Source organism: Streptomyces sp. NPDC058880, assembly GCF_042742535.1.
GTDB lineage: Bacteria > Actinomycetota > Actinomycetes > Streptomycetales > Streptomycetaceae > Streptomyces.
Map to the genome: position 1 here is coordinate 22,146 of NZ_JBHYMC010000062.1, position 20,989 is coordinate 43,134.

At 74.4% G+C, this 20,989-nt stretch carries 12 protein-coding genes; all 12 read right to left on the reverse strand.

Annotated features, from left to right (window positions below):
- Positions 1 to 44 precede the first annotated feature (44 nt).
- Complete coding sequence (locus ACFW2G_RS27055) at positions 45 to 1,043, reverse strand: TauD/TfdA family dioxygenase (protein WP_384583909.1); 999 nt, start codon at positions 1,041 to 1,043, stop codon at positions 45 to 47.
- Positions 1,044 to 1,051: 8 nt separating this feature from the next.
- Positions 1,052 to 1,264: an MbtH family protein gene (locus ACFW2G_RS27060; RefSeq protein WP_037916267.1), complete on the reverse strand. Its 213-nt coding sequence runs from the start codon at positions 1,262 to 1,264 to the stop codon at positions 1,052 to 1,054.
- 138 nt (positions 1,265 to 1,402) lie between these two features.
- Positions 1,403 to 2,614 (reverse strand): cytochrome P450, encoded by a 1,212-nt coding sequence (locus ACFW2G_RS27065; RefSeq protein WP_037916265.1) that lies wholly within the window; start codon positions 2,612 to 2,614, stop codon positions 1,403 to 1,405.
- A complete protein-coding gene (locus ACFW2G_RS27070) occupies positions 2,614 to 3,438 on the reverse strand; it encodes a thioesterase II family protein (protein WP_384453728.1) in 825 nt (274 codons plus the stop codon). The genes ACFW2G_RS27065 and ACFW2G_RS27070 overlap by 1 nt, the downstream gene beginning before the upstream one ends.
- Complete coding sequence (locus tag ACFW2G_RS27075) at positions 3,435 to 5,237, reverse strand: non-ribosomal peptide synthetase (protein WP_384583906.1); 1,803 nt, start codon at positions 5,235 to 5,237, stop codon at positions 3,435 to 3,437. The genes ACFW2G_RS27070 and ACFW2G_RS27075 overlap by 4 nt, the downstream gene beginning before the upstream one ends.
- A 243-nt stretch (positions 5,238 to 5,480) precedes the next feature.
- On the reverse strand, positions 5,481 to 9,992 hold the full coding sequence (locus ACFW2G_RS27080; protein WP_384583903.1) for an amino acid adenylation domain-containing protein: 4,512 nt from the start codon (positions 9,990 to 9,992) through the stop codon (positions 5,481 to 5,483).
- An 82-nt stretch (positions 9,993 to 10,074) separates the two neighbouring features.
- Positions 10,075 to 14,889, reverse strand: coding sequence for an amino acid adenylation domain-containing protein (locus ACFW2G_RS27085; protein WP_384583900.1), 4,815 nt, complete (start codon positions 14,887 to 14,889; stop codon positions 10,075 to 10,077).
- A 207-nt stretch (positions 14,890 to 15,096) separates the two neighbouring features.
- Positions 15,097 to 16,371 carry a glutamate synthase-related protein gene (locus ACFW2G_RS27090; RefSeq protein ID WP_384583897.1) on the reverse strand — a complete coding sequence of 425 codons (1,275 nt, stop codon included), beginning with the start codon at positions 16,369 to 16,371 and terminating at the stop codon, positions 15,097 to 15,099.
- The gene (locus tag ACFW2G_RS27095) at positions 16,368 to 17,396 is read right to left on the reverse strand and encodes an asparagine synthetase A (protein ID WP_384583894.1); all 1,029 of its coding nucleotides are present in this window, start codon (positions 17,394 to 17,396) and stop codon (positions 16,368 to 16,370) included. Before ACFW2G_RS27095 ends, ACFW2G_RS27090 begins: the two co-directional genes overlap by 4 nt.
- Positions 17,393 to 18,808, reverse strand: a complete 1,416-nt coding sequence (locus tag ACFW2G_RS27100) for a methylaspartate mutase (protein WP_384453756.1) — start codon at positions 18,806 to 18,808, stop codon at positions 17,393 to 17,395. The genes ACFW2G_RS27095 and ACFW2G_RS27100 overlap by 4 nt, the downstream gene beginning before the upstream one ends.
- Before the next feature lie 35 nt (positions 18,809 to 18,843).
- On the reverse strand, positions 18,844 to 19,338 hold the full coding sequence (locus tag ACFW2G_RS27105; RefSeq protein WP_384453710.1) for a cobalamin B12-binding domain-containing protein: 495 nt from the start codon (positions 19,336 to 19,338) through the stop codon (positions 18,844 to 18,846).
- A gap of 182 nt (positions 19,339 to 19,520) precedes the next feature.
- Entirely contained in the window at positions 19,521 to 20,759 is a 1,239-nt protein-coding gene (locus ACFW2G_RS27110) for a helix-turn-helix domain-containing protein (protein ID WP_384583891.1), read from the reverse strand.
- Positions 20,760 to 20,989 lie beyond the last annotated feature (230 nt).

Consider the following 20,989-nt stretch of genomic DNA (forward strand, 5'->3'; position numbering starts at 1 on the left):
TTCCTCTGCTCACGTCACGGCGTGGATGGTGTGCGGGGTGTGCCTCAGGCGGGGACTGCGGTCGTCGGGCGCACCGTGGGCCGGCAGTCCAGGAGGTCCACGGGGCGGCCCATGGCGACGGCGATCTTCCGGTCGCCGCCGAAGGGGTCGCGGCCGTGTGCACAGAGCACGTTGTCGACCAGCATCACGTCGCCCACCTGCCAGGTCTCTCGGACGGTGGCGGCGTCGTAGGCCGCGTTGAGGGCGTCCGCGTCCTCCCGGGAGAGGGGTTCGCCATCGCCGAAGCCGGTGTTGAAGGGCAGGCCTTCGGGTCCGAACTCCTCGACCATGGCCTCCCGGATGTCCGGGTCGAGGGACCACTCGTTCCAGAAGGCCAGGTGGTTGAACCAGACCTCCTCGCCGGTCCGCGGGTGGTGGATCGTGGCCGAACGCAGCTGGCTGGTGCGCAGGTTGCCGTCCGGCTGCCACTCCCAGGCAATGCCGTTGTCCCGGCAGTACCGCTCGACGTCGGCCCGGTCCTCGGTGCCGAAGGCGGTGCGCCAGCCGAGCGAAATGTAGTCCGAGAAGGTGCGGGTGAGCCTCCAGCCGGTGCTGCGGCCCCGTTCGACCAGGTGGTCGGGGAGCGCGGCGAGGACCTTGCGGACGTCGGCGGTCGGGGTGGCGCCGCCGGTCGCGGGGGCGGTCAGGCAGGCGAAGAGCAGCCGGCCGGGAAAGGTCAGCGTGTAGCTGTTCTCGTTGTGCATCCGGATGGACTGGGCGGGCGGCAGGTCCGTGGAGGAGAAGACGCCGTCGCCGAAGTCGCTGCGCGGGGTGGCCTTCTCCCGGTACGGGGTGGGCTCGGGGATGAGCACGTCGCGTACGGCGGCGACGTCCGCGGCCTGCGCCACCGGCAGGCCGCGCAGGAAGATCGTGCCGTGCTCGTCGAGGGCGGCGGTCAGCGCGGCCTCGTTCTCGCGCAGCCACTCGCAGGCCTCGGCGAGCCCGGCGGTGGCGGGCACATGGGCGAGGGCGGGGCGGCCGGGGTTCAGTTCCCAGTTCGGCATGGCGGCGGTCACCGCTGGTCGATGGCGGCCAGCAGGCTCGCCGGGCGGATGTCGGTCCAGTGGGCCTCGATCCAGTCGAGGCACTCCTGGCGGGGGGCCTCGCCGTGGACGGTGGTCCAGCCGGCCGGCACGTCGATCCAGACCGGCCAGAGCGAGTGCTGGTTCTCGTCGTTGACCAGGACCAGGTAGCCGGAGTTGTCGTCCTCGAACGGGTTGCTCATGGTGGTCTCCGTAGAGTGAGAGGGTGCTCTGGGGTGCGATGTCGAAGGTAGGGGCGCCGCAGGCGCGGGAGCGGCACAAGCTCCGGCAGGTGAGCGGCAGTTGCGGCACTGCCGGACCCGTGCGGGGCGGGACTGCCCTCAGCGGGGGGTGAGGCGGACCGGGAAGTGATCCAGGCCGAAGTTGATGATCGAGCGGTTGTAGGTGACGGGCGCGGTCGGCTCGATGACGGCGGCCTTCTCCAGCGCGGCCGTGTAGAGGGCGCTCAGCTCGGCCTTGGCCAGCGGGGCGCCGATGCAGTAGTGGGCGCCCAGACCCAGCGCGAGGTGTTTGTTGGGCGAGCGGTCGAGCCGGATCTCCTCGGGGTGTTCGAAGGCTTCCGGGTCCCGGTCGGCGGACCACACCCAGACCGCGACCCGGTCGCCCCGGCGGATCTGCCGGCCACCCAGCTCGATGTCCCGGGTGGCGGTGCGCAGCGTGTGCAGCCCCACCGAGGTCCAGCGCAGGAGCTCGTCCACGGCGGAGTCCATGGACACCTCTCCCCGCTGCAGCGCGCGCCACAGGTCGGGGCGGTGGACGAGGGTGTGCAGGCCCATGGCGGCCGTGTGGCGGACGGTCTGGACGCCGCCGACCACGATGTTGTCCAGGTTGAGCACCACGTCCTCGATCGGCAGCAGCCGTCCGCCGACCTTGTACGTGGCCATCATGGAGATCAGGTCGTCGCGCGGGTCGGAGCGGCGCAGCATCACCTGGTGCATCAGGTAGGGGATGAGCTTCTGGTGACCGGCGCGCCGTTCCTCCGGTGTGCGGCCGAGGAAAGCCACGTCGCACACCCGGACCACCATGTCGCGGTCCTTCTCGGGGACGTCCAGCAGGTCGCACATGACCGCGAGCGGGAGCGCGGAGACCACGTCGACGAGGTCCGCCTCGCCCTGCTCGACGGCCCGGTCGAAGAGTTCGGCGGCCCGTTCGGCGATCGAGCGGGCCGCGCCGCGCACGCCCCCCTTGGAGAAGAACGGGTTGGCGGGGGCGCGCAGTTCGCGATGGCGGGGCGGGTCGGTGAGGGCCATCATGCGGCCCGATCCGACCGGTACGTTGCCCTCTCCGGAGCCGAGCAACGAACCGGACTCCGAGCTGAACACGGCCGCGTTGCGCAGCACGTCCGCCGACTCCCGGTAGGTGAGCACCGACCAGACCGGGCCGTCGTCGACGGTCTCGGTGCGGTGGACGGGGGCTTCCCGGCGCAGCTCGGCGATCAGGGCCGGGGTGTCGGGGCGGGCCCACAGGTCGGGGTCGGTGAGGTCGACGGCACCACTGGTGGTGGCGGCGGCGGTGGCGGTGGGCGTCGGCATCACTGCTCCCTGGAGGCGTGGCGGGGCGCGGCGGGCACCTGGGGGTCCGCCGGGAGAGAGGTCAGGAGAGAGATCAGGAGGTCGGCCGGTCCGGGCCGGTCGACGGTGGCGAGCAGGTGCCCGCCGGGGACGACACGGTGGCTGAAGGCGCCTCGGGTGTGGGCCGCCCAGCCTGCGAGACCGGTGGTGGCGAGCATCGGGTCGTCGGCCCCGGCCAGCGCGTGGAGGGCGGAGCCGATCGGCGCGTGCGGCCGGTGGCGATAGGTGGCACTGACGGCGAGGTCGGCGCGGATGGCGCCGAGGGCGAGCTCGGCCAGGTCCGGATGGGCCCGGACGGACTCCTCCAGGCCGGTCAGCCGCAGGAGTTCGGACGCGTCCAGGTCCCTGGACGCCCGCCCGCTCCATTCGGCGGGGCTGGGCGCCCCCACGGCGACGACCAGTTCGGGCCGGCGGTCGGCGGGGAGCGCGCGGGCGACCTCGTAGGCGAGCAGCGCGCCGAAGCTCTGGCCGTAGAACGCGAACCGTCCGCCGTCTCCGCCCGTCAGGTGCGGGGTCAGCGCCTCGGTGACGGCGGCCACCAGGGCGTCGAAGTCGGCCGGCATCGGGTGGCGGCTGCGGCCGCCGCGGGCCGGCGGGCGCAGCGCCCAGACTTCGGCGGCGGGGGCCAGGGCGCGGGCGAGCGGAGTGTAGGCGGTGGCGTCGCCGCCGGCGTGCGGGAAGCAGAACAACCGGACGGGACAGTGGGGTTGGGGCACGGGGACGAAGAGCCAGTCGCCCTCGACCCGGGGGCGGGCGGTGCGCGCGGCGGGAAGGGCGGTGGTCATCGGACGGCCTCCCGACGGGCGGTGAGGGCGGGCCGGGCGGCGGCCGGGCCGGCCTCGGCTGCGCGCCGGACCGCGGCGGTGAATCCGGCCAGGTCGGCCGCGTCCAGCAGGTCGCGGAGCTGGAGCTCGACGTTGAGCTTGCGGCGCAGGAGGTGGACCACGCGCAGGGCTGCGAGCGAGTGGCCGCCGAGGGAGAGGAAGTCGTCGGTCTGCTCGACGTCGGGCACGCCGAGGACGGTGCGCCAGACCTCGGCGACCTGCTCGTCCACTCCGCCCCGCCCGGCCGGCTCGGCTGCGGGTGCCGCCGGGGCGGGCAGGGCGGCGTGGTCGACCTTGCCGTTGGGGGTGAGCGGCAGGGCGTCCAGGACGGTCACCGAGGAGGGCACCAGGTGCGCCGGCAGGGTGCGGCGCAGCGCGGTGAGCAGGTCCGCGGGGCGGAGGTCGACACCGGTGACGAATCCGGCCAGCCGGTGGTCCCCGGGGGCGGGCTCGTGCAGGCAGGCGGCGGCAGCGGTGACTCCGTCGAGGGCGCCCAGTGCGTGCTCGACCTCGCCGAGTTCGACGCGGAAGCCGCGCAGCTTGACCTGGCGGTCCACCCGGCCGACGTACTCCAGCAGGCCGTCGGCGGAGCGGCGCGCCTGGTCTCCGGTGCGGTACATCCGGGCTCCGGGCTCGGTCGCGAACGGGTCGGCGGTGAACCGGCTCGCGGTCAGGCCCGGGTGGCCCGGGTAGCCGTGCGCGAGGCCGGGGCCGGTCAGGTACAGCTCGCCGACGGCGCCGGCGGCCGTCACCGGGGCGAGGCGGCCGTCCAGCAGATAGGCGCGGACGCCCGGGAGCGGCTCGCCCAGGTGCGGGCCGGGGCCGGCGATCGGGGCGGTGATCGCGTCGACGGTGCACTCGGTGGGCCCGTACAGGTTGAGGGCGTCGGTGCGGGCGTCGGCCAGTTCGCGCCAGGTACGGGCGGGCACGGGCTCGCCGCCCATGAACAGGCGCGGGATGCGGGAGCCGGACAGCGGCTCGCGGAGCAGGTGCCAGTGCGAGGGGGTCAGGTCGAGGTCGGTGACGTCGTGCTCGGCGAGGAGCCGTGCGAGGCGGGCCGGTTCGGCCCGCTGCGTGTCGTCGATCACGACCAGGGTGTCGCCGCGGCAGATACGGACCCACTGCTGGACGGAGGCGTCGAAGGAGACGCTGGCGTTCCAGGCGACGACGCCGGGCTCAGGGCGGTAGGCGCCGCTGACCTCCAAGGCGGCGACGAGTCCCGCGACGGCGCCGTGCGGGACCTCGACGCCCTTGGGGCGGCCGGTGGAGCCGGAGGTGTAGATCACGTAGGCGGAGTCGAGCGGGTGCGGGGCGAACGGAACCTCGGAGCCCTCGGCGGCGTCGGCGTCCGGGCGGAGCACCGGGACGCCGGCCGGTACGGGAGGCCGGGCATCGGTGCTCACCACGGCGGCGAGGCGGGCGTCCGCGGCCATGAAGGCGATCCGCTCGGCCGGGTAGGCGGGGTCGAGCGGGACGTACGCCGCGCCGGCCCGCCAGACGGCGAGCAGCGCGACCGGCAGGTCGGCGGTACGGGCGAGGTGCACTCCGACCCGGTCGCCGCGCCGGACCCCGGCCGCCGCCAGGGCACGGGCCAGGCCTGCGGTACGGCGGTCCAGGCCGGCGAAGTCGAGAGTCCCGTCCACGGCGTGGACGGCGACCCGGCCGGGGTACGCGGCGACCACGGCGCGCAGCCGGGCCGACAGGTCGGCGGCTGCCGGGGTAGTGGCGGTGGCGGTGGACGGCTCGGCGAAGGTGGTCATGCGGAGCTCCTCTTTGATCGGTTGCTGCGAAAGGGATGGGGCGCGCTGTGGTGTCGCCCGTGCCCGCCGCGGGCGGGGACGGTCCGGCGGGGCGGAGCCGCCGGCGCCGGGGCGGTACCCGGCGGGAGCCGGACGTCCGGGTGCGCGGGCGGGAGGCCCTGGCGGGCACGGGGTCGGGCGGGCACGGGGTCGGGCGGGCACGGGGTCGGGCCGCAGGCCGGGAACCCCCGCCCGGCACGGGGCTCAGGCGGTAGCCGCCAGGCGGGCCAGGGCCTTGGTGTAGGCGTCGATGAAGCGGTTCGCGGTGGCGTCGTCCACCACCGCCCGCTGGTGGTCCACGGCGAGCAGTACGCGCTGCGACACCGGGTCCTGGATCAGCGAAGCGCCGAAGGCGAAACTGTTGGGCTCGTGCCGCAGCGTCGGCTCGCAGCCGATCCGGCCGTCCTCGATACGGGCCGCGCTCAGCCGCCCGAGCGCATGGAACCGCAGGTAGCCGAACTGGCTGTCGAGCGCGGTGTCGGCCATCATCCGGGCCAGCCGGGCGAACGGCACCCGGCGGTGCGGCATCATGTCCAGCTCTTCGCGGTGCACGTGCCGTACCAGCGCGGCCAGGTCCTCCCCGTCCGGCTCCGCGACGAGCGGGACGGTGTTGAGGAACAGCCCGTACACTTCGGTCCCGCCGAGCCGTTCCAGCCGGCCGTTCATCGCCAGTCCGGTGGTGACCCGCCGACGTCCGGTGATCTCGGCCAGCGCGTACAGGTGGGCGGCGAGCGCGACCGACTTGACCGGGACGGCCAGCGCGTCGGCGACCGTACGCAGCTGTCCGGGGGCGTCGGGCAGCACCCGCTCGACGGTGCGCGGCAGTTCGTGGACGTCCTCGCTGCCGGGCCACAGCTGGCCGGTGGCGCCGTCGAGCCGGCTCCGCCAGTACGCCAGGGAGCCCGGGTCGGCGGCGGCCTCGCGTTCCACGGCGACGAAGTCCCGGAAGGCGGTGCGCGGCGGCGGCGTCGGCGCGGAGGCCGGATCGGCGGCGAGTGCGGTGTGCCGTTCGAGGATCTCGGTGAGCAGCGAGGTGAAGCTCCAGCCGTCGAGGATGGCGTGGTGTTCGGAGATGGTGAGCTGGAAGGCGTCGTCGGCCAGGCGCTGCACGGTGACCCGGAAGAGCGGCGGTTCGGCCAGGTCGAAGGGCCGGTCCCGGTGGTGCTCGAAGACCGCCCGGACCTGTTCGTCCTGCTCGGCCGCGGCCGCTGCCCGCAGGTCCGCGAACTCGACGGGCACGGGCAGCGTGCCGTGCACCAGCTGGAGGGGTTCGCCGTAGCCGGAGAGGTCGAGGCCGGTGCGCAGGACCGCGTGCCGGGCCATGGCCTCCTCGACCGAGCGGCGCAGCGCGCCCTCGTCGAGGTCGCCGGCGATCCGGTAGGAGTTGACGTTGTGGTAGCTGTCGGTGCCGCCCGCGACCTCCATGTGGAAGACCATGGACAGCTGCATCGAGACCATCGGATAGGCGTCGGCGATCCCGGGCGGCAGCAGGTCCCGGTCCTCCTCGGCGATGAGCGCGAACGGCCGGCCGGCAGCCGGATCGGCGGCCACCGGGCGGGCCAGCGGCAGCAGTCCGGCGACGGTGGGCGCGTTGAAGACGTCCCGCAGGGTGACCTGCCAGCCCCGGTCGTGCAGGGCGCCGGCGAGCTGGACGGCGCGGATGGAGTCTCCGCCGAGGTGGAAGAAGTCGTCGTGGACGCCGATCCCGCCGACGCCGAGGACCTCCGTCCAGACTCCGGCGAACAGCTCCTCCTCCGGCGTGCGCGGTTCGACGTGCCGGCCCGCCGCCGCGGGCACGGCCCGGTCGGGGTCGGGCAGCACGGCCCGGTCGACCTTGCCGTTGACGGTGAGCGGCAGCCCCTCCAGGACGGTGAAGCTGGCCGGGATCATGTAGTCGGGCAGTGAGCGGCCCAGGAATTCCCGCAGGTCCGCGGGCTCGGTCGGGGGGCGCCCGGTGAGGTACGCGGCGAGCCGATCGTCGTGCACGGTGACGACGCAGGCGTCCACCCCGGGGTGCGCGCTGACGGCGTTCTCGATCTCGCCGAGCTCGATGCGGAATCCCCGCAGCTTCACCTGGAAGTCGGCCCTGCCGACGTACTCCAGCCCGCCGCCGGGCAGCCGCCTGGCGACGTCGCCCGTTCGGTAGAGGCGGGCGCCGGGCGGACCGTACGGGTCGGCGACGAAACGGCCGGCGGTGAGGCCGGGGCGCCCCCAGTAGCCGTGCGCGAGGCTGCCGCCGCCGATGTACAGCTCGCCGGGGACTCCGGGCGGGCTGGGGCGCAGCCAGTCGTCCAGGACGAGTGCGGTCAGGTGCGGCATCGGTTCGCCGACGAGGCTGCGCTCGAAGCCGGCGCCGCCCTCGGCGACGTCGTGGACGGTGACGTGGACGGTGGTCTCGGTGATGCCGTAGAGGTTGCAGAGGCGGGCGGGCGGCAGCGGGTCGAGGTCGTGCCAGCGCTGGACCACCCCGGGGTCGAGAGCCTCGCCACCGAGCATGATCCACCGCAGGGCGGGCAGGGCGCGGGGGCGGCGGCGCAGGGCCGGTTCGAGCTGGCGCAGCGCCGACGGGGTCAGGCACAGGTGCGTGACCCGTTCCTCGTCGAGCAGGCCGGCGAACTCCTCGGGCGAGCGGCTGGTGAGGTGGGGTACGACGACCAGGCGGGCGCCGTGCAGCAAGGCGCCCCACAGCTCCCAGACCGTCCAGTCGAAGGCGTAGCTGTGAAAGAGCGTCCAGACCGTGTCCGGGCCGAAGCCGAAGTGGTCGCGGCCGGAGTCGAGGAGCCGGCTGACGTGCTCGTGGGCGACGGCGACGCCCTTGGGGCGGCCGGTGGAGCCGGAGGTGAAGATGAGGTAGGCGAGGTCGCCGGGGCGGCCGGCCGCGGGAGGCCGGACGCTCGGGTGCCCGGCGATCTCCTCGGCGTCCGCGGCCAGGTCGAGGGTCTGCCAGGGGCCGTCCGGGGCCCGGTCGGGTCGGTCGGTGACGAGAAGGGTCACCGCGGTGTCGCCGAAGACCAGGGCCGCCCGGTCGGCCGGGGCGGCCAGGTCGACCGGTACGTAGGCTGCGCCGGTCTTGAGGACGGCCAGGATGGCGGCGGGTACGGCGGCGGTGCGCTCCAGCAGCAGGCCGACCCGGTCGCCGGGTCGGACGCCGCGGGCGAGCAGGGTGTGGGCCAGCCGGTTGGCACGGCGGTCGAGTTCGGCGTAGTCGACGGTACCGTGCGCGTCGGTCACGGCGGGCCGGTCACCGTGGACGTCGGCGGCACGCTCGAAGAGGTGGTGCAGGCAGTTGCCGGGGTCGAGCCGTGCGGGGCGGTGCGGCGGTGCGACGGAGGTGAGCCGGCGCACGGTGGCGTCCGGGTCGGCGAGGGCGGTGTCCAGCAGGCCGGCGTAGTCGGCGGCGAGGCGGCGCACGGTACCGGCGTCGAACAGGTCGGTGCTGTACTCGGCTTCGCCGCGCAGGCCGCCGCCGGTGTCCTCGAAGACGGACCAGGTGAGGTCGAATTTGCTGGTGCCGTTGGAGCGTACGGTTCGGCGGGCGGTGACGCCGGCGCCGAGGGAGAGGGGCGCGGGGTCCTCGGTGTGGGCACCGAACACCACCTGGACCAGGGGCGGGTGCTGCGGCGTGCGCGGGGCACCGAGCAGGTCGACGAGCTGGTCGAAGGGGACGTCGAGATAGCCGAAGGCGTCGAAGGCGGTGTCCTGCAGGTCGGCGAGCAGGCCGCGGAAGGTCGCGTCGGGTGCGAGGCGCACGCGCAGCGGCAGCAGGTTGACGAAGTAGCCGAGCAGGTCAGCGAGTTCGGGACGGTTGCGGATGGTGACCGGGGTGCCGACGAGCAGGTCGTCCTGCCCGGTCCAGCGGCTCATCAGCAGTGCGAACGCCGCGAGTTGGACGGTGTACGGGGTGACGCCCTCCTGCTCGGCGAGCTCCCTGACCCGGGCGGCGGTGCCGTCGGCGAGGTCGAAGGGATCGGTGGCGCCGCGCTGGCTGCGCTCGGCGGGCCTGGGCCGGTCGCCGGGCAGCTCCAGCAGGGTGGGGGCGCCGTCCAGGCTCCGCTTCCAGTGGGCGAGGTGCTCCTCGTAGGAGGTGTGCCGCTCCTCTTCGGCCCAGTCGGCGTACTGGGTGGTGAGCGCGGGCAGGACGGGGGCCCGGTGCTCGGCGGCCGCCCGGTACAGCTCGGCGAGTTCGTGGTCGAAGAGCTCGGCCGACCAGCCGTCCCAGATGATGTGGTGGACCACGAACAGGAGCGTGGTGCGGTCGTCGGCGAGCCGGAAGGCCTCGGCGCGCAGCAGTGGCCCGGCGGCCAGGTCGAACGGCTCGCCCGCCCGCTCGGCGATCAACTGCTTCGCCCGGTCCGCGCGTTGGTGTTCGGGCAGTCCGCGGAGGTCGGTGACGGCGAGGTGCACGGGAAGGGCGGGATGGACGTGCTGGCGCGGGCCGTCCGCGTGCAGGGCGAAGGCAGTGCGCAGCACCTCGTGTCGGGCGCTCACGGCGTCGAGGGCCCGCTGGAGCAGCACGAGGTCGAGCGGGCCGGTGACGTCGTAGGTCCAGGGGGTGGTGTAGGTGGCGGCCTGCGGATTCCAGCGGTCGAGGAACCACAGGCCGCGCTGGAGTCCGGTGACCGGGGCACTGCGGGGCGAACCGGCGGGGGTGGGGGCGGACGGCCCGTCCGGCGAGGGGGTCGGCGGCGCGGCGGGCAGGTCGGCGGACGGGCTCACGGCCTCGTTCCCTTCGGTCGGGCGGGTGGACGGGCGAACGGACGGGCGGGTGGACGGGCGTGGCTGCGGGCCGGGCGGCGCGTCATCGGGCGGCCAGCCGTTCGGCGATGGCGGCGACGGTGCGGCCCCGGAAGACCACCTGGGGCGGGACCCGGGTGCCGGTCTGCTGGGAGAGCCGCATGGCGACCCGCACGGCGGCCAGCGAGTTGCCGCCGATCCGGAAGAAGTCGGCGTCCGGGCCGAGGTCGTCGGCCAGCTTGAGGACGTCGCGGACGGCGTCGGCGACGAGCCGCTGGCCCGGGTCGAGTGGTTCGCCAGGGGCGTCGGTGCGGCGCTCGGCCGGGGCCGGCAGGGCGCGGCGGTCGACCTTGCCGTTCTGGTTGAGCGGCAGCGCGTCCAGGACGTCGAGGGTGGCCGGCACCATGTGCTCGGGCAGCATCCCCGCGAGGTGGTCCAGCAGGGCGCCCGGGTCGGGCGCATGCGCCGCGGCGGTGGCGGTGGCGGTGACGGTGACGTACGCGGCGAGCCGGCGGTCGCCGGGGGCGGGCTCGTGGACGGTGACGGCGGCCTCCGCCACGGCCGGATGGCGGGTGAGCGCGTCCTCGATCTCGCCGGGCTCGACGCGGAACCCGCGGATCTTCACCTGGTCGTCGATCCGACCGGTGATCTCCAGGACTCCTTCCGCGGTTCGGTGGCCCAGGTCGCCGGTGCGGTAGAGGCGTTCGCCGGGGGCGCCGAACGGGGAGGCGACGAACCGCTCGGCGGTCAGCCCGGGTCGGCCGACGTATCCGAGGGCGAGCCCGCCGCCGGCCGCGTACAGCTCGCCGGTGGTGCCGTCCTCGACGGGACGCAGCCGCCCGTCGAGGACGTGGACGACCTTGCCGTGCAGCGGGAGGCCGATCGGGATGGAGGCGCCCGCCGCGTCCTCGGGGGTGGCCCGGTGGCAGGTGGTGAGGCCCAGGCTCTCGACCGGGCCGTAGCCGTTGGCGACGACCAGGTCCGGGTACTGGTCGAGCGCCTTGCCGACGTGGGTCACCGAGGCCCGCTCACCGGCGGTGAAAGCCACCTTGAGGTCGTCGTAGGTCTCCGGGTACTCCTCCAGCAGGAAGTTGAACAGGCTGGCGGACAGCTGGAGCTGGGTGACGCCGTGGCGGCGGGTGAGCTCGGTGACGGCCTGCGGGTCGGGCCGCTGGCCGGGCTGGAGCACGCACACCCCGCCGAAGGCGAGCGCACCGTACAGCTCCAGGGCGAAGGCGTCCCAGGAGACCGGGGAGCACTGGAGCCAGACCTCGTCGGGTCCGAAGCGGGCGTAGTCCTGGCCGAGGTAGGTGGTGGTCAGGGCGCGGTGCGGGACGGCAACGCCCTTGGGCCGGCCGGTGGAGCCCGAGGTGAACATCACACATGCGAGGTCCGTGCCGGTGACCGTCGGGTCCGGGTCGTGGCCGGGACGGGCAGCGACGGCGGCGGCCTCGGTGTCCAGGTCGAGGTGGCGGGTGACGGGGAACGGCGGGCTCGCGGCGCGGTGGGTGACGAGCAGACCCGCAGCGCAGTCGGCGACCGCGCCGGCCAGCCGGTCCGCCGGGAAATCGGGGTCGAGCAGGGTGTAGGCGGCTCCGGCCTTCAGCGCGGCCAGCAGGGCGACCACCAGGTCCGGTCCGCGCTCGACGAGGACGGCGACCGTGTCGCCGCGGCCGATGCCCAGAGCGGTCAGGTGGTGGGCGAGGCGGTTGGCCCGTGTGTTGAGGCTGCCGTAGTCGAGGCGGTCCTCGCCGCAGACCAGCGCGAGGGCCTGCGGGTCGCGGGCGGCCCGGTCCTCGAAGAGCGCGTGTACCGGGACTTCGACGGCGGTGGCGAGGGTACCGAGCCAGGCCTCGCACAGGTCGGCCATCGTCGCGGGGTCGAACAGGTCGGAGTCGTACTCGAAACGGCCGGTGAAGTCGGTGCCCCGGTCGTCGACGGAGATCGACAGGTCGAAGCGGGAGACCGGGTTGGAGTGCAGCTCACGGGTGACGGGGATGCCGCCGACGGTGAGCGGACGGGCGTCCAGCGGGTGCAGCTCCAGCAGGACCTGGCAGAGCGGGTTGCGGTCCTCGGTCCGGTCATCGGGGCGCTCCTGCATGACGGCGCCGGCGATGGCGTCGAACGGCGCCTCCTGGTGGCGGTAGCCGTCGATCGCGACCTCTCGGACGTGCCGGACCAGGTCGCGGAAGTCCATCCCCTCGTCGACCCGCACGCGCAGCGGCAGTAGGTTGACGAAGTAGCCAATCAGCGCGTCGAGTTCGGCTCGTCCTCGGACGCTCACCGGGGAGCCGAGCACCAGGTCGCGCCGGCCGGTCCGCCGGTGCAGGGTGAGGGCAAGCCCGGCGAGCAGCACCATGAACGGTGTCGCGTCCTCGCTGCGGGCCAGGGCCCGCACGGACTCGGCGACCGGCCGGGGCATCGCGAAGCGGTGGAACGCGCCGCGGAACGACTGGAGTTCGGGACGCGGCCGGTCGGTGGAGAGGACTGGCTCGGTGGGCGCGCCGCGCAGGTGCTCGCGCCAGTGGCCGAGATGCCGTTCCCCGGTGCCGTCCCGGTGCTGCCAGGCGCTGTAGTCGGCGTACTGGACAGCGAGTTCGGGAAGGTCTGCGGGTCGGCCGGCGGCGAAGGCCTCGTAGAGTGCGGCCAGTTCGGCCTCCAGGACGGGCAGTGACCCCTCGTCCCAGACGATGTGGTGGCAGAGCAGCAGCAGGGTGGACGTGTCGCCCGCGCGGTACAGGTGTGCGCGGACCAGCGGGCCGACCTCCAGGTCGAAGGGCACCAGCGCGGCCTCGGACAGCAGGCCGTCCACGGCGTCGGGGCGGGTCTCCACGACGGTGAACGGCAGCTCCACGGAGGGGTGGACGATCTGCCGGGGGCCGTCCTCACCCAGCGCGAAGGTGGTGCGCAGCGCTTCGTGCCGATCGACCACGCCGGCCAGGGCGAGGCGAAGCAGTTCCGGGTCGACCGGCCCGGCGAAGCGGAACACCCAGGGCACGATGTAGGTGGGCGCACCCGGGTTCCACTGGTCCAGGAACCACAGCCCGCGCTGGAAGTCCGCGAGGGGCGCCTCGGTGACGCCGGTGCGCTCCAGGGCCGGGCGCTCGCCGTCGTCCGCGGCGGCGGTGACCGCGGCGGCGAACTCGGAGAGGGTCGGCGCGTCGAAGATGGTGTACGGGGAGATCATGCCGAAGACATCGAAGACGCGGCCGACCACGCGCACCGCTGTCAGGGAGTCCCCGCCCAGGTGGAAGAAGTTGTCGTCGGCGGCGACCTCGGGCACGCCGAGCACATCGGCCCAGACGGCCGCGATCAGCTGCTCGGCCTGGGTGCGGGGCGGGCGCCGGCCGGCGGCCGGGGCGGGCGGCTCGGCCTGTGGCTCGGGCAGCGCCGCCCGGTCCACCTTGCCCCCGGCGGTCAGCGGGAAGGCCTCCAGCGGCGTGACGGTCGCGGGGACCATGTGCTCGGGGAGCAGCTCGGCGAGGTGGGCGCGCAGCCCGGCCGGTTCGGGAGCGGTGGCGCCGGTTCCGGTCACGTAGGCGGCGAGTCGGCCCTGATGGGCCACGACGATCGCCGCGGCGACGGCGGGATGGCCGGCCAGCGCCCGTTCGACCTCCCCGGGCTCCACCCGGTAGCCGCGGACCTTCACCTGGTGGTCCGTGCGGCCGACGAACTCCAGCGGGGCATAGGTGCCGGACGCCCGGACCACGTCACCGGTGCGGTACATCCGGGCACCCGGCTCCGGCGCGAAGGGATCCGCGACGAAACGGCCCGCCGTCAGACCGGGGCGGCCGTGGTAGCCGGAGGCCAGCACCGGCCCGCCGAGGTACAGCTCACCGGAGGCGCCGGGCGCCACCGGCCGCAGCCGGTCGTCCAGGACGTACGCGCGGCGTCCGCCGAGCGGGCGACCGATCGGCACGGTGCCGGCCGGGCCGGCGGCCGGGCTGCCGGCCGGGCCGGACAGTTCGTGGACGGTGGCGGTGACGACGGTCTCGGTCGGGCCGTAGGCGTTGAGCAGGGGGACTGCGGTGGCCGTCCGCCAGCGCTCGGCGGCGGCCGGGTGGAGCCGGTCGCTGCCGGAGATCATCAGGCGGAGGCCGCGCGGCGGACGGACGCCCTCGCGCAGCGCGCCGACCACCTCCTGGAAGTATCCGGCCGCGACGTTGGCCACGGTGACCCCCTCGGTGTCCAGCAGCTCCAGCAGAGCGGCGGGGGCGAGGAGTTGCTCCTCCGGTACGACGAGGCAGGCGCCGGCCGAGAGAGTGGTGAGCACCTGTTCCACGGCGACGTCCACGGTGGGGCGGGCGAGGTGCAGCACCACGTCGTCCTCGGTGAGGCCGAAGCACTCGACGGCGGCGGCCAGGTGAGCGGTCAGCGCGACGAGGGGTACGTGCACGCCCTTGGGACGGCCGGTGGTGCCGGAGGTGTAGATGAGGTAACCCGCGGCGGAACGCAGGCCGCCCGTCCCCGGATCGGGGTCGACTGCGGCTGCGGCTGCGGCTGCGGCGACGGCGTCGGCGTCGGCCCCGCCCCGTTCACCGTCGACCCAGGCCAGTTCGCCGTCGGCCCAGGCGAGGGCGGCTCCCGCGTCCGTACGGATCCAGCGGTTGCGCTCCTCGGGCGCTTCCCGGTCCAGCGGCAGGTAGGTGGCGCCGGCCCGGAGCGCGGCGAGCAGGCCGACCACGTGGTCGAGCCGGTCCCGGCCGGTGACGGCCACCGTCGCGCCGGGCCCGGTCCGGGCAGCGATCCGGGCGGCGAGGGCGCCGCTCAGCTCGTCCAGCTCCCGGTAGGTGACGGTCCGGGCGCCGAGCCTCAGGGCCGGGCGGTCCGGGAACCGGCGTGCGACGGATATGAAGGGAAAACCGCGAGATTCCATCATCCAACCCCGATGAATTAACGACGCTGCGGGTAGTCGTCTCGACGATAGGGCCGCATTTCCGAGGCGATCGGCAGATTGCCCGGAAGGCGATCGGCAGTTTCAACTGCCGCCCGGACGAGGGATCGATGGGCAGCATTATGCGCAGACGGAAGGGCCCGCCGGAGCGCACACGGGCGCCCCGGCGGGCTGCGGGAAAAACATTTTCGGTTATCCGGCGGCAGGATTTCCGGGGAAATCCGGGGACCAGACGTCGTCGCGGTCCAGCGCCTCCGGCGCGTATTTTCCGAGGGCGCTGATCAGCAGCCGAAGTTCCAGTGCGAGGCACTCCGCGAAACGGATCAGCCCGTCCTGCGGATCCTCGGCGGTGGCGAGCAGGGCGGCCCGTCCCAGGCCCACCGCGCGGGCGCCGAGCGCCAGGCTCTTCACCGTCCTGCCGCCCTCCCACATCCGACCGGAGACCAGCAGGCACGGCGGCGGACCGGCGGCCGCCAGCCGGCGCAGGCACTCCGCGAGCGGCAGGCCGACCTGGTCCGGGAAGGCCCCGGGGGCCCAGCCGGTGCCGCCCTCGGCACCGTCCACGGTGACGGCGTCCGCACCCGCCTCGGCAGCCACCCGGGCGGCCTCCGCGACGTCCCGGCCGGGATGCAACTTCACCCACACCCGGGCGCGGGGGAAGTTGTTGCGCATGAGCCGGATCTGCTGGCGCAGGATCTCCGCGGTGAAGGTGCCGGGAGTACTGGAGCGCAGGACCCGGCCGTCCCCGAACACGTCGTCCAGCCCGTACCGGTCGCCGACCCGCGTGGCCGCTTCGGCGTCCAGGACGGTCATCCCGCCGAGGCCAGGCTTGGCCCCCTGCCCGAGCTTCAGCTCGAAGGCCAGCCGGCCGGACGCCAGGAGCGGCGACGCAGCCGGGTCGCTGTAGACGAGGTTCCACACCTCGGCGTCGGCGTCCTCGGTGGACTGCTGGACGGCGACACCGCCCCGTCCGTCGGGCAGTTGCCCGGTGTAGGCGCGCAGGCGACCGAGGAGCGCCCGGTCGGCTGCCTCGCCCTGCCTGCCGTAGCCGTTCACGGGCACGACGTTCTCACCGATCACCATGGGGAGGCCGAGCGCGCCCGCCTGCCGGCTGAGCGCGAGGCCGAGGTCGCCGCCGGCCGCCCGTGTGGAGCCGAGCGCCGACACGTACACCGGCAGGGACGAGGTGAACCCGCCTATCTCGGTGGTCAGTTCGACGTCCCGGTAGTCGGGCTCACGGCCGAGGTCGATCAACCGGGCGAGCCGCTGCGGCATGAGGACCGGCGGGGTGATCCGGAGCCCGTCGAGCAGATCGCGCCCCGCGTCCACCCGGGGGCCCCCTCCGTGCTCCGCGCCGAACAGGACCCGGCCGTACGCGCCGGGCGGCGGGAAGGCGGCCGCCGCTCCGGCCCGGGCGCGGTGCCGCACCTCCTCCTCGGGGAAGCCGGGCGCGCAGAGGTCGCTCACGGTGACACCACCCCGGCCAGCTTCGGGAAGGCGCTGGCCTGCCAGACGGCGTCCAGTCCGGCGACGTAGCGAGTCAGCCGCTCCACGCCGACACCGAAGCCCGCGCTGCCGGGGACGCCTTCGCGGACCAGGTCGAGGTACCAGCGGTACTTCTGCGGGTTCTCGCCGGTCTCCCGCATCCGGGTGACGATCTCCGCGTAGTCGTTGGTGCGCTGACTGCCGCTGCACAGCTCGCCATAGCCCTCGGCGGCGATCAGGTCGAAGTTCTTCAGGAGGCCGGGCTGCTCAGGGTTCTCCCGGTCGTAGAAGCCGCGCGAGCCCTTGGGGTAGTCGGTGACGAAGAACGGCCGGTCCCGCTGCGCCGAGAGCAACGCCTCGCCGCCCCAGTCGAGTTCCGCGTCCGGGCTCTGCGGGTGGCCGAGTCCTCGCAGCTCGGAGACGGCCTCGGCGTGCCGCATCCGACCGAAGGACCCCTTGAGCAGTTCGGTGAACGCGGCAGTGTCCCGGCCGAGTTCCGCGAACTCCTTCGGCAGCTCGCGGACCGTGCTGTCGACCATGTACACCACCAGCTCCTCGACGAGCCGGAGGGCGTCGTCGCGGCTCGCGCCGGCCATCTCCACGTCGAGCTGGTGGAACTCGGCCAGGTGGCGGCTGGTGCCGGCGGTCTCCAGCGGCTCCAGTCTGACGTTGGGGGCGATGCAGAAGATCTTGTCGAAAGCCAGCAGCGATGCCTGCTTGTAGAGGATCGCGCTCGTCATCAGTTTGTAGCGGTGGCCGTAGAAGTCGACGTCGACCTGCTTAGAGCCGCGCGAGCCGGGGTCGGTGACCGGTCCGATGATCGGCGGGAGCAGCTCGGTGAAGCCGCGTCCGCGCAGGAACTCCCTGGCTGCAAACAGCAGTTGGTGCTGGATCCGCAGCGCACTGCGGGTGGCCGGGGCGGTCAGGTGGCGCCCGGGGTCGGGGAGCGGCGCGACAGGGGCCGTGTGCCCGTCGGTGGTCATGTGGTCGGTCCCAACTCTCGTCATGGCGTGGACGTCGTACGCGGCGGTACGGGCGTGCGGGGCGGTACGGCAGTGGACGGCGGGGGCGCGCGAAGCGCCTCAGGGGCACGGGCTGCGGCGGACGGGCCGACGGCGTACGCTTCCGCGGCGCGGTCGTCGTAGGTCCGCTGGACGTGGGACAGTGCCGAGATCAGCCCGGCTGAGCCGAGGATCGGCGGACGCGGGCCGCCGTCCGCGAGGCCGGCGATCGGCATCGAGCCGACGCTCGACCAGAGCAGCCGGCCGTCCGGCGCCAGCGAGGTCCGGGCCCGGCCGGCGTTGTCGGGGTGCAGGCAGTAGGGGACGTCCAGGTATCCGGCGGCGAAGGCCCTCACGAGCGCCCGGCCGACGTCCGCGTCCAGCTCCAGCACCGCCCCGATCAGCGCCCGCGCCTCCGCCTCGATGCCGGTGTCGGCCCCGTGCGGGGCGGGCCCCGCAGCGGTTCGCGCCGGGCGGGCGCGCTCTTCGGCAGCGGCCGCAGCGGCCGTCTCCAGCGCCCGGACGTTCTCCCCCACGGTCGGTATCCGGTGTGCCTCGGCGACGGTCTTGACGATCAGCCGGGCGGCACCGGCCCGCACCGCCAGCCGGGCCGCGTCCTCCAACAACAGCCGCGCGCCGCCGACCGAGCGGGGGAAGACGCCCATGTAGGCGTACAGCACGACGTGGTGGTCGACGTCCGGCAGCAACTCCGCGGCCAGCCTCCCCAGGACGGTGAGCGCTTCCTCGTCCTGCCGCGGATCGGCCTGCTGGGCGTAGCTGAGCGAGACGGAGGTCAGGCCGTGCTGCCGGAAGAACAGCGCCTCCAGCACACTGACCGCGATCAGCAGGCTCGGCGGACAGAGCTGCCCCATCAGGCAGCCGCCGAAAGTCTCCAGGTGCGGCTCGGCACCGTGTTCGCGGGTCGAGGCCAGCAGCTCGCAGCCGCGTTGCCAGGCGGCGACCGCCTCGCGCAGCGGCGTACGGCTGTAGGGCAGACAGTACGAGACCGGTCCGCCTTCGGTGGCGTCCAGGCCCACCGCAAGCAGCGCGCGGACGATGTGCTCCGGCATCGCCGAGCCGTGCCGGACCTGGACCGGGAAGCGCGCCCCCGCGACACCCCTGAGGACGGCGCGGGTGGTGTCGGCGGGGTGCGTGGCGATCGGGTAGCCGTTCAGGCTGACGCCGTCGGCGAGGGCCCGCCGGGCGGCTTCGAGGTCGCCGGTGCGGGTGTAGCTGTCCAGGGTGACGGTGCCGACCGTGACCGCGTCCGCGTCCCGGGTGGCTCGCAGGCCGTCGCGCATCCGCAGCGGATCGGCCATGCCCATCCGGGGCTGGACCACCAGGGTGCCGGCGGCCCGGGCCCGGGCGACGAAGGCACCGAAGCCGGAGGCGAGCGCGGCGGTGGCGTCCGGGCGCACGGCCGGGGCACCGCCCGGTGCGCCGGCGGCGCCGGTCACAGCAGCACCCCCGACCCGGTGGGCAGGGCCCGGGAGCCCGATCCGGTGGGCAGCGAGCCGACGAACGACCGGAAGTCCAGTACCGAGCCGCCCTCTTCGAAGACCCCGTCGAAACCCGCCGTCATCAGCGCCCGCTGCCGGGCGGACGTGCCGGAACCGGATATCCCGAGCTTGCCTCCGATCACGGTGGGCGTGCAGGCCAGTTCGGGGCAGGCGCGCAACGCCTCGATCACCCGCAGTCCGTCGTTGAAGCCGTGCCCATTGACACTGCTCAGGACGATGAGGTCCGGTCCGATCCGGTGGCACTCGGCGACCAGCAGCTCGTCCGGCACACAGGCGCCCAGGTTGGTGACCCGGTGTCCGAGTTCCTCCAGCAGCAGCTGGAGGAAGACCAGGTTCCAGGTGTGCGAGTCCGAGGCCATGGTCGTCACGACGACCTCCAGACCGGCCGGCTCGGCCTTTCCGTGCTGCTCCACGGCATGCTGCTCCACGGCGCAAACCCTCTGTGTCGGTGGGTGGATGTCCGGGGGGCGGGCCCGCCCGGCCGTGGACAGAACGCTAGGAAGGATCCCGGTACCGGACCGGCAGCTCGCCCGGCAGGATTCGGGCAGTATCCGCCCAGGCCGGACCGCGGACGCGGACGCGTCCGCGGGACGGGACGGTCGGCCGGGTCTCACCCCGCGGCCGCGAGTTGCGCGTACACGCCGGTCCCGCACAGGCGCCGACACAGGTTCAGCACGGTGAACCGGACGCCGTCGCGGGCCGGGACGCTGCGGATGAGACCGCTCGCCAGCAGCTCGTGCACCGCCGCCAGGCACTCCTGCGGGGGGCGGCCGCTCAGCTCGACGGCATCCTCGCCCGACCAGTCCCCCGGTGTGGCCGCGAGCCGCTCCAGCAGGTCCCGCTGGCCGAGCGTCAGCCGGTCCAGCGCGGCCCCGAGCGCCGCCCCCACGTCCGCCCGGCCGCCGAACCCCGCAGGGGGCGGCGCCAGATGGAACGGGCCGTCCGCGAGCCGTGCCACCAGCTGGCGTGGGGAAAGCACCGTCGACCAGCCCGCCACCAGCTCCAGCGCCCCGGGCAGACCGTCGAGCTCGCGGCAGATCGACGCCACGGCGGGCGCCTCCTCCGGCTCCAGGCGGAAGCCGGGCCGCAGCCGGCGCAGGTGCGAGAGCAGCAGCCGTACGGCGCCCACCTCGGTCAGCGCCACCAGATCGTGGTCGAGCTCCGGCCCGGGGGTGGGCAGCGGGGCGAGCGGGATCACCTGCCCGCCGGGCAGCGGCTGCGCCACCCGGGCGGTGATCAGCACCCGCAGGCCGGGGCAGCGGTGGAACAGTTCGTCCAGCAGGGCCGTGTCCACGCCCGCGTCGGCTCCGTCGAGCACGAGCAGGGTGGGCCGCTCCCCTGCCGTCCGGGCGAGCCCGACCACCGGCTGCCGGCCGCAGTCGATCCAGCGCACCGACCACCGTGAGGCGAGGTGCAGCCGTCTCGCGACCTCCAGGACCAGCCGGGTCTTGCCGACCCCGCCGAGGCCCGCCACGGTCACCAGCCGGTCCCCGTGGACGGCGAGGGCGTCGGTCAGGACCTCGACCTCCAGCTCCCGGCCCACGATCGCGCCGCGGGCGACCGGCGGCGCGGTCGGTTCGTCGCGCGGCTCCTCCACGAGCCCCTGGCGGCGCGCCGCCGCCTCGAAGCTCGACCGGTGCTGGCCCTCCAGCCGCAGTGCGTCGGCCAGCAGCCGGACCGTCTCCTGCCGGGGCCGCTGCACCCGCCCGCTCTCCATGTCCCGGATCGCGCGGACGCTCAGGGTCGCGTGATCGGCGAGCACCTGCTGGGTCAGGCCGACGCGCTCGCGCCGGACCCTGAGCAGCTCTCCGAAGCCCGTCGTCGACTGCAGCGACGTAACACCGTGCATGCGTCGTCCACCTTCCGTGGGTTGGCCAAGTACCGGGGACCGAGGGACCCGGAGGCCGTACGGCCCGCCGGGAGCGGCTTCGACCGGTGGTGACCTTCGAGCCGTTGTTCCCCTTGCTGCCGATGGTCCCCGCCCCGGCTCTACGGCCGATCAACGGCGGATCACCACCCGCCCCACCGGGACCGGGAACGGCCGAGGGGCCGCCTCCGGATCGCTCCGGTGGGGGCCCC